This window comes from Streptomyces sp. GC420 (genome assembly GCF_009916105.1).
Taxonomy (GTDB): domain Bacteria; phylum Actinomycetota; class Actinomycetes; order Streptomycetales; family Streptomycetaceae; genus Streptomyces.
Genome location: NZ_JAAAXQ010000213.1, coordinates 1 through 14151 on the forward strand (window position 1 = coordinate 1; position 14151 = coordinate 14151).

Below are 14151 nucleotides of genomic sequence, written 5' to 3' on the forward strand. Positions count from 1 at the left end.
GCCCCGCCCCGCCCGGGCGCCTCGCCGCCCTGCCTCCCTGGCTCGGCCACGCCCTGCGCGCGCAGCGCGGCCCCGTCCCCTGGAACGCCGTGCTGCGCGGCGCCCTCGCCTGCGCCCCGCTGCCGCCGCTCGTGCTGGCGGGCCACGCCACGGCGGGCGTCGCCGCCGCGCTGGGCGCGATGCTGGCCGGGATCAACGACCGGCCCGGCGGCCGCCGTTCCTCCGTCACCCGGATCGGCGCACCCGCCCTCGCCGGCTCCCTCGGCATGCTCCTCGGCTCCACGGCGGGACACCTCGCGGGGGACGGCGCCACGGCCGACGTGCTGCTGCCGCTCCTGTTCGCCGTGGCCGCGCTGCTCGCCGGGGCGGTCAGCGCGGCCGGCCCGGTGGCCTCCGCCTGCGGCACCCAGCTGCTCCTCGCGGCGGTGGTCGGCGCGGGCATGCCACTGCCGGAGCCCGGCCCGCAGCGCGCCCTGCTCTGGCTCGCCGGCGCCGGCTGGCTGCTCCTGCTGCGCCTGTGCCTGCCCGCCCCGGGCCGCCCGGCCGCCGGCCCGTACCACCTCGACGGCGAACGGGAGGCCGTCGCCGCCGTGTACGGGGCCGTCGCCGACCTGCTCGACGCCGCCGGCGGGCCGCGGGCGACCGCGCGCCGCGCCGCGCTCACCGCGGCACTGGACCACGCGCAGGACGCGCTGGACGGGCCCCGGCTGAGGCGCCGCCCGCGTTCGGCGGCCGAACGTGCCCTGCACGCCAGGTACGGCGCCGCGCTGCCCCTCGCCGAAGCCGCCACCGCCCTCGCCTGGGCCGGGGAACAGCTGCCGCCCCGCGCCGCACGGGGCCCCCGCCGGCTCGCCGGGGCCGTGCGCGGCGGCGGCCCCTGCGGCCCGCTGCCCGCGCCGGTCCGCGCCACCCCCGGACTGCGCGCCCTCGACGACGCGCTGCTGCACGCGGCCGAGGTCTTCGACCGGCCCCCGGAGCGCACCCCCGGCGCCGGCCGCGCACGGGACCGGCGGTCCGCGCTGCGCCGGGCCCTGGGGCCCGCGGGACGGGAGTACGGCATACGCGTCGCCCTGTGCGGCGGGGCCGCCACGGCGCTGGGACGGGCCCTGGACCACGAGTACTGGTACTGGCTGCCCGCCACCGCGGTCTTCCTGGTCAAGCCCGACCTGGGCCCGCTCGTGTCCCGGGTGCTGTGCCGGGCCCTCGGCACCGTCATCGGCGCCGCCGTCTTCGCGGCGGTCCTCGCCGCGCCGGTACGGCTGGTCCCCGGCGGCCCCGGGCTGCCGCTGGTGGCGGTGGTCGCCGTGTGCGGCGCGCTCATTCCCGTCGCCACCCGGCACTTCGCGGCACAGACCGCGGTGGTCACGCTCCTGGTACTGACCCTGGTGGTGCTCGGCGGGGAGCCGCCCGCCGCCTGGAGCCGTGTCGTGGAGTCGCTGCTGGCCTGCGCCCTCGTACTGCTCGTCGGACACCTGCCGCTGCCCGGCCGGCGCGGGCACGCCGTGCGGACCGGGCTGGAGGCGGCCGCCCGCGCGGCGCACGAGTACCTCGCGCAGGTCCTCACCGCGCCGGAGGACCGTGCGGCACGCTGGGCGCTGCGCCGCCGGGCGTACCGCGCCCTCGCCGACGCCAGGGCCGCCGTCGAGGTCTCCGCCGCCGAACTCCCCGCCCTCGCCCGGCACACCGCCGGCTCCGCACGGGTCGCCGCGACGCTGGAGGACCTCGTCGACACCGTGACAGCATGCGCGGTGGTCCGCGACCATGGGACGGCCGGGCACGCGGCGGCCCTCCCGGCGCGGCACGCCGGCCGCCTGGCCACGCTCCTCACCGACCTGGCAGACGCCGAACGCCATGCAGGCCTCCGCACCACGGCGCACCGTCTGCCGCACCCGCACCCGCACCCGGTACCGGCCTGACGGGGCGTGCCGCGCCGGACGTCGGGCCCTGGTGAAGGCCGAGTGACCGTACCGGTCAAAGCCGTGACGTGTGCGGATGATTCATCGGCATCCGCAGGCTTCGGCCGCTTCGGCCCTGCCTTCGCGGAGCACCGCGCCGGCATCGGCCGCAGCGGGGGTGCGGCCGACCGCGGTGGTGAGTGACGTGGAACGGGTGCTCGGCCGATCACACCCGAACACCGTTTCCACCCGGCGCCTCCTCGCTCAGCGGCGCGGCACCCGGACGGACCCCGGCAGCGCCTGACCGTCAGCCCGCACGGGCCGGTCAGCGGCCCGTCGAGGCCGCCGCGGAGGGGGCCGGCGCGGGGGCCCCGGCGGGCGGCAGCGGCCGCAGCAGAGAGGAGCGGGCGGAGCTCCAGGCGGTCAGGACATGTTCGCCCCAGCGCTCGTCCAGCAGACAGGTCGCGCGGATGCCGAAAGCCACATCGGCCGCGAGCGCGGGTTCCCGGCGCACCAGGTCACCGATCACGTCGCGGCGCATGACCTGCTCGTGGACCGCGTCCGCCTCGACGTGCTCGGTGAAGAAGCGCACACAGCGCTCCTGCGCACCCAGCCGTTCCAGCGCCCTGGCCATGCGGCGGGCACCCGGCGACGAGGTGATCTCCAGCGTGGCGAAGTTGCCGACCGCCGCGCCGCGCAGCGCCCGGTGCAGGCCGAACAGCGACATCACGTTCACGGTGGCGAGCGTGACGGCCGGGACGTGGTCCAGATAGTGCCCGTACGTGGTGTCGAGGCCGGCGCCGTCCATCAGTTCGGCGAACAGACGCGCATGCACCTGCTCCCCGCGCCCGGCGCCGAACTCGTCGAACTCGACCGCCACCAGCGAGGCCTTCGCCTGTCCCTCCAGCCGGGGGATCACCCATGCCTGCGGGTCTGCCTCCTTGAGCTGGTACACCGAGCGGTGCACCAGGTACTCGCGCATCTGCTCCCAGGTGCCGGCGGCCAGCAGGTGGTGCGAGACACCACGGCCGTCGACGGGCTCGACGAGCAGCCCCGCCAGTTCCTCCGCCACGTCCACGGCGCCGCCCGCGTCCTTCCGCAGGGCGGCCAGGAACGCCTGTTCCAGCGGCTGCCGCAGCGACAGCAGACCGAGATCCCACTCGCGTTCGGCGGGGACGCCCGCGAGACCGCGGTAGTGCGGCTCGTACGCCAGGCAGAGCGCGAGCTGAAGATCCTCGCCGTAAGGATCGGCCTCGGCCGCCCGCGCCGGGGCCGGGGCGCGGCCGCCGCCGAGCAGGGTGTCCCGCACGGCGGCGGACAGCGGTCCCCGGGGTTCGGGAAGTTCGGCGGGACGGGTCACGGATTCTCCTCCAGGTCGTGCTGGTCCAGCGGGCGCAGGGCGGGCCCCTGGATCACCTTTCCGTCGACGTCGAAGCGCGAGCCGTGGCAGGGGCACTCCCAGGCGCACTCGGCGTCGTTGAAGTGGACGATGCAGCCCATGTGGGTGCACCGGGCGGACACGGCGTGCAGGGCACCCGAGGCGTCGCGGTGCACCGCCAGACGCTCCGTTCCGACCCGGACGATCACGCCCTGACCTGCCGCGACGTCCTCGGTGGAGTCGGCGTGCGCGGCCGTTGGGAGCCGGTCGCCCACGAAGTGCCCGGCGGCCTTGGCCTGGAGCTTCAGCATCGTCGGGGTCTCGCGGACGGGGTGCAGCCGTACCGGGTCGTACAGCCCCGTCCAGGGGAGCTCCTGCCCGCCGATCCGCGCGGCAAGCAGCCTGCCCGCCATCACTCCGCTGCTCATGCCCCAGCCGCCGAAGCCCGCGGCCACGTAGGTGTGCCGGGCCGTGGGGTGGAGCCGCCCCACGTAGGGCACACCGTCGCTGGAGGAGTTGTCCTGGGTGGCCCACCTGTGCGTGGGCTCGAACCCGGGGAACCGTTCCCGCGCCCAGCTGGTCAGCCGTTCGCAGCGTGCGCCCACGCCCCCGTCGCCAGGCGCGAACTTCTCGCCGGTGACGATGAGGAGGCGCCGCCCGTCCTCGCCTCCTTCGCACGGGGCCGTGCGCACGGAGCGGGTGCCGGCCTCGTGGGTGAGGTAGATCCCGCCGGGATCGGCGCTCTCGGGGACGGGCCCGGCCACCACGAGTTCCCGCTTCGGTTCCAGCCGGGTGAACAGCAGCGAGCGGTCGAACACCGGGTAGTGGGTGGCCACGATCACATGACCGGCCCCGACCGTGTGGCCGGCGTCCGTGGTGACCCGGCACGGCTCGCCCTCGTGCAGCCCGGTGACCCTGGTGCGTTCGTGGATCCGTCCGCCGAGGCGCAGGTAGTCCTCGGCCAGCCCGAGCAGGTACTTGCGGGGGTGGAACTGCGCCTGGTCCTCGACCCGGATGGCGCCGGTCACCGGGAACGGCAGTCCCGTCTCCGTCACGAACGAGGCGGACAGCCCAGCCGCGCGTGCCGCCTCGGCCTCCGCCTCGACGGCGGCACGGCCCGCCTCGGTCTCCGTGTACGTGAAGGCGGGCAGCCTCTCCAGGTCGCAGTCGATGCCCAGCTCGGCCGAGACCTCGGTCACGCGGGTCAGCGCGTCCTGCTGCGACTGCGCGTACAGCCACGCGCCGCGGTCCCCGAAGGTCCTGCGGACCTTCTCGTACACCAGGCCGTGCAGGGACGAGAGCTTGGCCGTGGTGTGGCCGGTCACGCCGGACGCGATCCGGTCGGCCTCCAGCAGGATCACGGATGAGTCGCCCGCACGGATCAGTTCCCAGGCCGCGCACAGACCAGCGATCCCGCCGCCGATCACCACGGTGTCGGCATGCAGGTCCTCGGTGAGCGGGGGCTGGGCGGCGGTGGTCCCGTACTCCATCCAGTACGAGCCGGTCCGCACGGTCGGATTCGTCATCGGCGGGCACCTTCCGTGAGTCCGTGTGAGCCGTGGGCAGCCGGACGGCGGGGGCCGGGCGATCCATTCGGCCGGGTTGTACGAGGTACCCGCGATCCGGCGGCGCACTCGGGCGGCCGGTGCCCCGGTGCCCGGTGGCGTCGCGAGGCACCGTGGGCACCACACGGCGACCGGCACGGCGCGGGCGAGCGGCGCGGGCCGGCCCACGGTCCGGGTGAGCGGCGCGGCACACGGCGTCGGACCCGGAACGACAGGCACGGAACATGGACGGCGGAGGTGTAGAGCGCCGGTACCTGCCCACTCGTCGGCCATGCGCCAGAACAACCCCGAACAAGACCGCTTCGTGGCCCCCGGCCGCCCCGAGCCGGCCGGTGTGCCGCCGACGGAGACGCCGCCGGGCGAGGACAGCACGGCCGGTGCGGGACCCAGGGAGACCTTCAACCCGCCCACGGGCTGGGCGAAGGGCCCCATGACGGTCCTCGCGCTGCTGGTCGTCCTCGTGGCCGGGTTCTTCGCCGCTATGGCCGTGGTCGTGCTGCTGTGACGTGAACCGGCACTGACCGGCACGTCGAGGCCGGGCTCCCCGTCGCGGGCGCCGGGCGGGGGGAAGCCGTGCCCCAACCCGTCCGAACGAGTGCACGAGGTCCGTGCCCGCCGACCGGTGGGTGGCGGGAAGTCGCGCCCGAACCGGTCCGAACGGGTGCACGAGGTCCGTGCCCGCCGACCGGTGGGTGGCGGGAAGTCGCGCCCGAACCGGTCCGAACGGGTGTATGAGGTCCGTGCCCGCCGACCGGTGGGCGGCGCGCAGCTCCGGGCGACCGGAGGGGACCGCCGGAGCGGCCCCTCGGTCAGGTTCGGACCGGAGCGGCCGGCGGTCAGGGCCTGGAGCCGATGCCCGTCATCAGCTCGCGGACGCGACCGCCCCCGGAAAGGCGGGACGCCAACGGCGCGGTGGGCATCCCGCTGCCTTCCCGCAGGCCTGTCAGGAACTCCTCGATGGCGTCGATGGCGGTCCGCTCCGGGCGCCAGCCCAGTTCCTCGCGGGCCTTGGCGCAGTCCATCAGCGGCAGCCTGAGCACCGCGTCGAGGAGGTGCGGGGACGCGGGGACCAGGTGCATTCCCCACGCGGCGGCCACCGCCGAGCGGGCCGTGCGCAGGCCGAGCCGTACGACGCGGGCGTCCATCAGCTCGGCGAGGACCGCCGCGTCCACCGGAGGCTCCGCCGCGAGGTTGAAGGCGCCCCGGACGTCCTTCTTGACCGCCAGGTGGTAGGCGCGGGCCGCGTCGTCGGTGTGCATGGCCTCGAACCGCAGCCCGGGGATGTCGGGGATCAACGGCATCCGCGAGGGCCGCAGCAACTGGGTGGGAAGCAGCGGGCCGGCGAAGAGCCTGCGCTGCTCGCCCGCGGACTCCCGCTTGAAGATGAAGGCGGGCCGCATGCGCACCACCCGCATCCCCGGGTGCTCCAGGTCGAAGGTGTCCAGGACGCGCTCCAGGTAGGCCTTCTCCCGGCAGTACGCGGCCTCGGGCCAGCCGTGCGTGGGCCAGGTCTCGTCGACCGTCCTGTCCTTCGGGCCCGGCGAGTACGCGCCCACGGAGGAGGCGTGCACCAGGACCGGCACCCCGGCCTCGGCGGCGGCCCGGAAGACGCGGATGCTGCCCAGCACGTTGGTGCGCCAGGTGACGGCCGGACGGTGCGTGGGCTGGAACAGCCACGCCAGGTGGATGACGGCGTCGGCGCCGCGGAAGTACTCGGTGAGTTCCGTGGAGTCCGCGCCGAGGTCGACGCTCGCCCAGGTCGTGCGGGGCGGGGTCCATTCGGGGATCCTGCGGGCGAGAGCCAGGATCGAGGCGATCTCCGGGTCCTCGCCCAGCACCCGCACCACGCTCGTTCCCACATTGCCGGTCGCCCCGGTGACGACGACCTTCTTGCCCGGTGCCGTGCTCATCTCCGTACCTCCTCGGCTGCCTCCGTGCCTCTCGTACGGCGCTGCGGGTACCCGGCCCTGCCGGTTGTACGGCACGCGGCGGTTTCCGCGGCCGAGTCCATGAACGGGCTGCTCGCGCAAGGCCTTCCGGATTAATGGAACGCGTTCTACTCTGTGCGCCGCCACAGGGATCGCGAATCACCTGGACTGGAGGGGCCGTGCACCTCGAATACACGCCCGAGCAGCAGCGGCTGCGCACCGAACTCCGCACCTACTTCGCCCGGCTGGTGCCGGACAACGCGTACGCGCGGCACGTGGACCCCGCCGCCCAGAAGCGGTTCTACCGGGAGACGATCCGCCGGCTCGGCGCCGACGGCTGGCTCGGGGTCGGCTGGCCCGAGGAGTACGGCGGCCGCGGGCTCACCCCCGTCGAGCAGTTCATCTTCTTCGACGAGGCCGCCCAGGCCGGTGTCCCGCTGCCGCTGATGGCCCTCAACACCGTGGGGCCCACGATCATGCGGTACGGCAGCGAGGAGCAGAAGGCGTACTTCCTGCCCCGGATCCTCTCCGGCGAGATCGACTTCGCCATCGGCTACAGCGAACCGGGCGCGGGCACCGACCTGGCCTCCCTGCGGACACGCGCGGTCAGGGACGGCGACGAGTACGTCGTCAACGGGCAGAAGATCTGGACCACCAACGGCGACACCGCCGACTGGGTGTGGCTGGCCGTCCGCACCGACCCGGACGCCCCGCCACACAAGGGCATCACCATGCTGCTGGTGCCGACCAGTGACCCCGGCTACTCCTGCACCCTCATCAACACCCTCGCCTCCCACGACACCACCGCCAGCTACTACGAGGACATCCGCGTCCCCGTCTCCCACCGGGTGGGTGAGGAGAACGGCGGCTGGCGGCTGATCACCAACCAGCTCAACCACGAGCGCGTCACCCTGGCCGCGCACGGCACCACGGCCGTGCGCGCCCTGCACGACGTGCAGCGCTGGGCCGCCGGGACCAAGCTCGCCGACGGGCGCCGCGTCCTCGACCTCGGCTGGGTACGCGGGCGGCTGGCCCGCGCGCACACCAGGCTCGACGCGATGAAACTGCTCAACTGGCAGATGGTGTCCGCGCTGCAGAACGGGACGCTGACCCCGCAGGACGCGTCCGCGGTGAAGGTGTACGGCTCGGAGGCGCGCCGCGACGCGTACGCCTGGCTGATGGAGGTCGTCGGGGCGGCAGGACCCCTGAAAGAGGGCTCGGCGGGCGCGGTTCTCCACGGCGAACTGGAGCGCGGCTACCGCTCCGCGGTCATCTTCACCTTCGGCGGGGGCAACAACGAGATCCAGCGGGAGATCATCTCCTGGATAGGCCTGGGGATGCCCAGGGTCCGGCGCTGACACGGGCAGCCGTACCGTGGCAGGACGAGCGTCCCGGGGCTGCGCGGATCGGTGCGCCGCTCCGTGCCGTACCCGCGGGGGGACGGCGCCGCCGCCGCCCCGGCGCGTCCCGCGGGCGGTGCAACGGTCCGGGGCCGGTGCCCGCCCGTCCTCGTACAAACTCCGCGGACTCGCGTCCATACTGGACGAGCCGGGGAGGGCGATGCGGAGCGACGGGGGCGACTGCACGAGATGGCGGAGAGCAGGCTGATCCAGGGCCGGTACCGGTTGCTCGAACTGATCGGGCGCGGCGGCATGGGGGAGGTATGGCGCGCGCGGGACGAGTCGCTGGGTCGGAGAGTGGCCGTCAAGTGCCTCAAACCGCTCAGGCAGCAGCACGACCAGCGGTTCACGCGCGTGCTGCGGGAGCGGTTCCGCAGGGAGGCCAGGGTCGCGGCGGCCCTGCAGCACCGCGGCGTGACCGTCGTCCACGACTTCGGCGAGCACGACGGGGTGCTCTACCTCGTCATGGAACTGCTCGACGGGCGCAACCTGAGCCAGGCGCTGGAGGACAACGGGCACCATCCGCTGCCCGTGGAGGACGTGGTGGCCATCGCCGAGGAGGTCGCCTCCGCCCTGGCCTACACCCACGAACAGGGCATCGTGCACCGGGATCTGAAGCCCGCCAACATCATGAGGCTGGCCGACGGCTCGGTGAAGATCTGCGACTTCGGCATCGCGCGCCTCGGCGCCGACATCGGCTTCACCAGCCGCCTCACCGGCACCGGGATCGCCATGGGCACCCCGCACTACATGTCGCCGGAGCAGATCGGCGGCGGGCACGTCGACCACCGCAGCGACCTCTACTCGCTGGGGTGCGTGCTGTACGAGCTCGCCACCGGTGTGCCGCCCTTCGACATGGACGACGCGTGGGCGATCCTCGTCGGTCACCGCGACACCCCGCCGCGGCCGCCCCGCGCGCACCGCGCGGAACTTCCCGAGTTCCTGGAGCGGATCGTGCTGGACCTGCTCGCCAAGACACCCGAGGAACGGCCCGACGACGCCTGGGAGCTGGGCCGGCGGCTGCTGGCGGGCCGCACCGGGCAGCACCCGGTGCTCGCCGCGCCCGCACTGCCGTCCGCCTTCCCCTCCGCCCGTTCCTCCGCGGTGCCGGACGGGCTGCCCGGGGGCCGGACCGGGGCCGCCGGGCCGTCCATGGGTTCCGGGTCCGCCGTGGGTTCCGGGTCGTCCGCGGACCCGGCGCCGTCCCCGGACCCGGTGTCGTCCGCGGACCCGGTGTCGTCCGCGGGCTCCGGGCCGGCCGTGCGGTCCGTCGGCCCCGCGCGGCCGGCCGAGCGTCCCGTGCGCCTGCCGTCCTGGACCAAGGGCATGACGACCGGATCCAGGGCCGGCGGCACCCGGGCCGTGCGCGGTACCCCCGCGGTGCCCGACCCGCTCGCGAGCCTGACCGGCGAGTGGACCGTGCGCCCCGGAACGGCCGTGCGCCCCTTCCCGGCCACCGGCACCGAGCCCGAGCGGCCCACCCCTCCGCCGGAGCAGCTCGCCGTCCTCGCCAGCCGGCACAACGCCGGGCTGAGCCTGGGCAGGCTGGGCCGCTGGGAGGAGTCCGGCGAGGTGCACCGCGCGGTGGCCGCCGAGCGGGAGCACGTACTCGGCCCCGACCACCCGGACACGCTGTCCAGCCGCTACGAGGTCGGGTTCACGCTCGCGCGCACCGGGCGGCCGGCCGACGCGCTGCGCGAGTACGAAAGGGTGGCCGCCGGCCGGGAACGCGCCCTGGGCCCCGACCACCCCGACACCCTCGCCGCCCGCCAGGAGACCGCTTACGTCCTCGGACAGCTCGGGCGGCACTTCGAGGCGCACCAGGTGTACACCTCGGTGCTCGCGGCGCGGGAACGCACCCTGGGCGCCGACCACCCCGACACGCTGCGCTGCCGCCACAACCTGGCCTTCAACCTCAGCAGGCTTGGCCGGCTGGAGGACTCGTACCGCATGGCGGGCGAGGTCGCCGAGGCCCGGGCCCGGGTGCTGGGCGCGAGCCACCCCGACACCCTCGTCACCCGCTACGAGGTGGCCTACGCGCTGGGGCAGCTGGGCCGCTGGTCCGAGGCCCTGCAGACCTACCGGGAGGTGGCCGCCGCCCGCGCGCAGGCGCTCGGCGCCGACCACCCGGAGACCCTTGCCGCACGTTACGAGGTCGGCATCAGCCTGGGCCGGCTGGGGCGCAGCGCCGAGGCGCTCGAGCTGTACCGGGACCTCGTCGACGACCGCACCCGCGCCCAGGGCCCCGACCACCCCGAGACCCTGCGCGCCCGGCACGGCCTCGGCGTCAACCTGGGCCGGCTGGGGCGCTGGGAGGAGGCCCTCTCCGAGGCGCGTGACGTCTGCGCCGTACGCGAGCGGGTGCTGGGCGCCGACCATCCCGACACCCTGGTCAGCCGCCGCGAGGTCGCCGTCGGCCTCGGCTGGCTCGGCCGCTGGGCCGACGCCCTCACCGTCTACCGGGAGGTCGCCGACGCCCGTGAGCGGGTGCTGGGCGCCGACCATCCGGACGCGCTGGCCAGCCGCAACGACGAGGCCAACTGCCTGGAGCAGCTGGGACGGGGCGCGGAGGCCGTCGACCTGTACCGGAGGGTGGCCGCGCTCCGGCAGCGGCGCGCGGCCCGCTGAGACACCGGGGCGGGCACACGCGCCGCACCGCCGGACCGCTCGGCGGACCCGGGCCGTCCGCCCGGTCACCCGGACGCCCGCGCGCCGCGCTCTGGTGACGGACGATCAGCACGTGCTACGAAGAGCCATGCCCGCACACAGCACCACGCCCGCGCACGAGTCGTACGACGCCGTGATCGTCGGCGGCGGCCACAACGGCCTGGTCGCCGCCGCCTACCTCGCCCGCGCCGGCCGCTCCGTCCTGGTCCTGGAACGCCTGCCCCACACCGGTGGCGCGGCCGTCTCCACCCGGCCGTTCGAGGGCGTCGACGCCCGGCTGTCCCGCTACTCGTACCTCGTCAGCCTGCTGCCGCGGAAGATCGTCCGGGACCTGGGGCTGAACTTCGGGGTGCGCAGCCGCACCGTGTCCTCGTACACCCCGGTGGAACGCGGCGGCCGGGCCACCGGACTGCTGGTCGGCGGCGGCCCCGGCCGCATCCGGGAGTCCTTCGCCGCGCTGACCGGATCCGACGCCGAGTACGAGGCCTGGCAGCGGTTCTACGGGATGACGGGCCGCCTCGCGGAGAAGGTCTTCCCGACCCTCACCGAGCCGTTGCCCAGCCGTGAGGAACTGCGCCGCCGTATCGGCGACGAGGCGGCCTGGCGCGCCCTGTTCGAGGAGCCGCTCGGCGTCGCCGTCGAAGCGGCCTTCACCGACGACCTGGTACGGGGAGTGGTGCTCACCGACGGACTGATCGGCACCTTCGCCGACGCCCACGACCCCTCTCTGCGGCAGAACCGCTGCTTCCTCTACCACGTGATCGGCGGCGGGACCGGGGACTGGGACGTGCCGGTGGGCGGCATGGGAGCCCTCACCGACGCGCTCGCCGCGGCCGCCCGCGAGGCGGGCGCGGAGATCGTCACCGGACACGAGGCGATCCGCGTCGACACGGACGGGACGGGCGCCGAGGTCGCCTACCGAACGTCGCACGCCGAAGGGGCCGTCGCCGCCCGCCAGGTGCTGGTGAACGCCTCCCCGCAGGCCCTGGACGCGCTGCTGGGCCGCGAGCCGCGCGAACCCGGGGCCGAGGGTGCCCAGCTGAAGGTGAACATGCTGCTGAAGCGGCTGCCCCGGCTGAGGGACAGGGACGTCGACCCCCGGCAGGCCTTCGCCGGTACCTTCCACATCGCCGAGGGCTACGGGCAGCTGGCGGCGGCCTACGGGGAGGCGGCGGCCGGCAGGCTGCCCGCCACGCCGCCCTCCGAGATCTACTGCCACTCCCTGACCGACCCCACCATCCTGGGGCCGGACCTCGTCGAGCGGGGCTACCAGACGCTGACCCTGTTCGGTCTGCACACGCCCGCCCGCCTGTTCCGCCAGGACAACGAGGCGGCCAGGACCGAGCTGCTGAAGTCCACCCTGGCCGCGCTCGACGCCCACCTGGACGAACCGATCGAGGACTGCCTGGCCCTCGACGCGGACGGCCGGCCCTGCATCGAGGCGAAGACCCCGCTGGACCTGGAACGCGACCTGCGGCTGCCCGGCGGCAACATCTTCCACCGTGAACTGGCCTTCCCGTACGCGGATCCCGACGGCGGCACCGGTCGCTGGGGCACGGAGACCTCCCACCCCAACGTCTTCCTGTGCGGTGCGGGAGCGGTCCGGGGCGGCGGCGTCAGCGGCATCCCGGGGCACAACGCGGCGATGGCCGCGCTCGGTCACTGAGGACAGCACCCCGCGGCGGCCACCGGGCAGGTACGGGTGGTGTCCGCGGCGCTGTCACCTCTCACGTCCGGTCAGGCCATTGAGTATGTCCCTGATCACACGGCTACGGCTTCACGCGGCAGGGGAGTTCCCGACTTGTTGCCCACTACGTTCACATCCTCGACGAACAGCTGGAACAGCAGCTGGCTCGGGCTGACTTCCCTGCCCCTCCTGGTGTTGGCGCCCTGCGCGACAGCCACACTGAACGGCTCGTTCTCTTCCGCCTTCGCTCCTATGTACCCGGACAGTGTGCCTTCGTTTGCGCTCGCGTTCTTGTAGTCCGGGCCTCCCGCCCTGCGGTTCGCCTCGCGGATCAGCTCGGTCTTGTAGGAGGGCCCGAGTGCCATATATTCCGGGTCGAACAGAAGTTGGTGTGCGCCAGGCTTCAGTGTGAACCGCAGCAGGACTTGATAGGACTGGCCCCCCATGTCGTGGTACGCCTCGGCCTGGCCGCGGTCGCCCAGGTGGGCACCGACGGTCATGCCCTTGTGACTGGTTTTGAAATCCTTGGCCGAGCCGCCGCCGTCCGCCACGTATTCCAGGGCGGCGGCCTGTGCGGGACTGCCCCAGTACTCCAGGATGCTCTGCGCCTCTCCAAGGCTCATGGCCCTGTACAGCTCCAGCTTTCCAGCCGTCTCCGGCATGCCCTGCAGTTGACGCAGGAGACCGGGGCCGACGCTGTTCAGGATGTCTTCCAGCCGGCGCGCCTGGCCTGCTTTCGCGTTCTTGTTCTTCTTGGCCGATTTGGTGAGATTCGCCTTGGTCTTCACCATCTCTTTCGTGGCCTTGCCGTCGGCGCCCACCACCCCCGCTTTGCGTTCCCAGTGTTCGGTCGTCATGACGTTCTGGGGGTTTTCAGGGTTTTCGTGGTCGTAGGCGCGCTGTACGGAAGGGAGGGGGGCCGGGATGTGGGAGGGTGCTACCTGGCGTTGCAGGTTCGGAGCGGCTTGAGGGCCGGCCGCCATGGCCCGGCCGGCATTGCCGGTACGGGTGGCGCCGTCCAGCGGCCGGCCGGACGTGCGCAGCACGTCGTGGACGGCGGAGCGCTGCACTGCCGGCTGCTGTGCGTGCCCGGTCTGCTGGTGGCTGCATCCGGCGCTGTGCTGGTGCATCTCCTGGGCCCAGGGATGGCCGGCCCGGCGGAGCATCTGGACGACTGCGGCGTTCCCCGCATCGGCCTGCAGACCGAGCAGGCCGTGCGGGCGTGTCTGCGGGGCGGATGCGGGCTTGCGGGCCGGCGTAATACGGTCGCTGCCGGGCCCGGTGTGTCCGGCCTTGTCGTGATCGTGCACGGGAGTCTCTCTTCTGGCGCGAGATTGACAACTTCTCTTGGTACGCGGCGGGAAGCTGCTGATGCAAGGCATGGGCGGGCAGTGTGAAGTGACCGGACGGGCAGCATCCGACGCCGGAACGACCCGCGTGCGGCACACGCCTTCGCCCGGCACCGCACGGCGGACGTGCCCGGAAGGCCAGGCAACCCGCGCCGGTACGCAGACCTGAGTTCACCGCGCGAGGCCCGCGTCCCCGTGGGACACGAGGGCCGCGCCGCGGGTCGTGCGGGCCGCGTGACAGGCCCCGGGCCGGGGCGGGCGTGACGTGTCCCGGTCCGGGGT

At 74.2% G+C, this 14151-nt stretch carries 9 protein-coding genes; 5 read left to right on the forward strand and 4 right to left on the reverse strand.

Annotated features, from left to right (window positions below):
- The first annotated feature begins 29 nt into the window (after positions 1 to 29).
- Complete coding sequence (locus GUY61_RS23750; protein ID WP_243766699.1) at positions 30 to 1916, forward strand: FUSC family protein; 1887 nt, start codon at positions 30 to 32, stop codon at positions 1914 to 1916.
- Between the two features lie 304 nt (positions 1917 to 2220).
- Here GUY61_RS23750 and GUY61_RS23755 read toward each other — a convergent pair whose 3' ends face one another.
- On the reverse strand, positions 2221 to 3255 hold the full coding sequence (locus GUY61_RS23755; RefSeq protein WP_166632267.1) for an iron-containing redox enzyme family protein: 1035 nt from the start codon (positions 3253 to 3255) through the stop codon (positions 2221 to 2223).
- Positions 3252 to 4799 (reverse strand): FAD-dependent oxidoreductase, encoded by a 1548-nt coding sequence (locus GUY61_RS23760; protein ID WP_166632268.1) that lies wholly within the window; start codon positions 4797 to 4799, stop codon positions 3252 to 3254. Before GUY61_RS23760 ends, GUY61_RS23755 begins: the two co-directional genes overlap by 4 nt.
- Positions 4800 to 5109: 310 nt before the next feature.
- On the opposite strand from GUY61_RS23760, the gene GUY61_RS23765 reads away from it, so the two are divergent.
- Positions 5110 to 5343, forward strand: a complete 234-nt coding sequence (locus GUY61_RS23765; RefSeq protein ID WP_166632269.1) for a DUF6480 family protein — start codon at positions 5110 to 5112, stop codon at positions 5341 to 5343.
- Between the two features lie 331 nt (positions 5344 to 5674).
- Here the strand turns inward: GUY61_RS23765 and GUY61_RS23770 are convergent, their stop codons facing one another.
- Positions 5675 to 6748 carry an NAD-dependent epimerase/dehydratase family protein gene (locus GUY61_RS23770; RefSeq protein WP_166632270.1) on the reverse strand — a complete coding sequence of 358 codons (1074 nt, stop codon included), beginning with the start codon at positions 6746 to 6748 and terminating at the stop codon, positions 5675 to 5677.
- Between the two features lie 197 nt (positions 6749 to 6945).
- On the opposite strand from GUY61_RS23770, the gene GUY61_RS23775 reads away from it, so the two are divergent.
- The 3 genes from GUY61_RS23775 to GUY61_RS23785 all read left to right on the forward strand — a co-directional run bounded on the left by GUY61_RS23775 (position 6946) and on the right by GUY61_RS23785 (position 12499).
- The gene (locus GUY61_RS23775) at positions 6946 to 8124 is read left to right on the forward strand and encodes an acyl-CoA dehydrogenase family protein (protein WP_166632271.1); all 1179 of its coding nucleotides are present in this window, start codon (positions 6946 to 6948) and stop codon (positions 8122 to 8124) included.
- Between the two features lie 231 nt (positions 8125 to 8355).
- Positions 8356 to 10794: a serine/threonine-protein kinase gene (locus GUY61_RS23780; protein WP_166632272.1), complete on the forward strand. Its 2439-nt coding sequence runs from the start codon at positions 8356 to 8358 to the stop codon at positions 10792 to 10794.
- Positions 10795 to 10921: 127 nt separating this feature from the next.
- Positions 10922 to 12499, forward strand: coding sequence for an NAD(P)/FAD-dependent oxidoreductase (locus tag GUY61_RS23785; RefSeq protein WP_166632273.1), 1578 nt, complete (start codon positions 10922 to 10924; stop codon positions 12497 to 12499).
- Between the two features lie 95 nt (positions 12500 to 12594).
- On the opposite strand, the gene GUY61_RS40405 is transcribed toward GUY61_RS23785, so the two are convergent.
- Entirely contained in the window at positions 12595 to 13830 is a 1236-nt protein-coding gene (locus tag GUY61_RS40405) for a hypothetical protein (RefSeq protein ID WP_243766698.1), read from the reverse strand.
- Positions 13831 to 14151: the final 321 nt, after the last annotated feature.

Bases quoted from the DNA above. Each gene is read 5' to 3' on its own strand.
- GUY61_RS23760 (WP_166632268.1), bottom strand. From the start codon at position 4,799: ATGACGAATCCGACCGTGCGGACCGGCTCGTACTGGATGGAGTACGGG.
- GUY61_RS23765 (WP_166632269.1), top strand. From the start codon at position 5,110: ATGCGCCAGAACAACCCCGAACAAGACCGCTTCGTGGCCCCCGGCCGC.
- GUY61_RS23770 (WP_166632270.1), bottom strand. From the start codon at position 6,748: ATGAGCACGGCACCGGGCAAGAAGGTCGTCGTCACCGGGGCGACCGGC.
- GUY61_RS23780 (WP_166632272.1), top strand. From the start codon at position 8,356: ATGGCGGAGAGCAGGCTGATCCAGGGCCGGTACCGGTTGCTCGAACTG.
- GUY61_RS23785 (WP_166632273.1), top strand. From the start codon at position 10,922: ATGCCCGCACACAGCACCACGCCCGCGCACGAGTCGTACGACGCCGTG.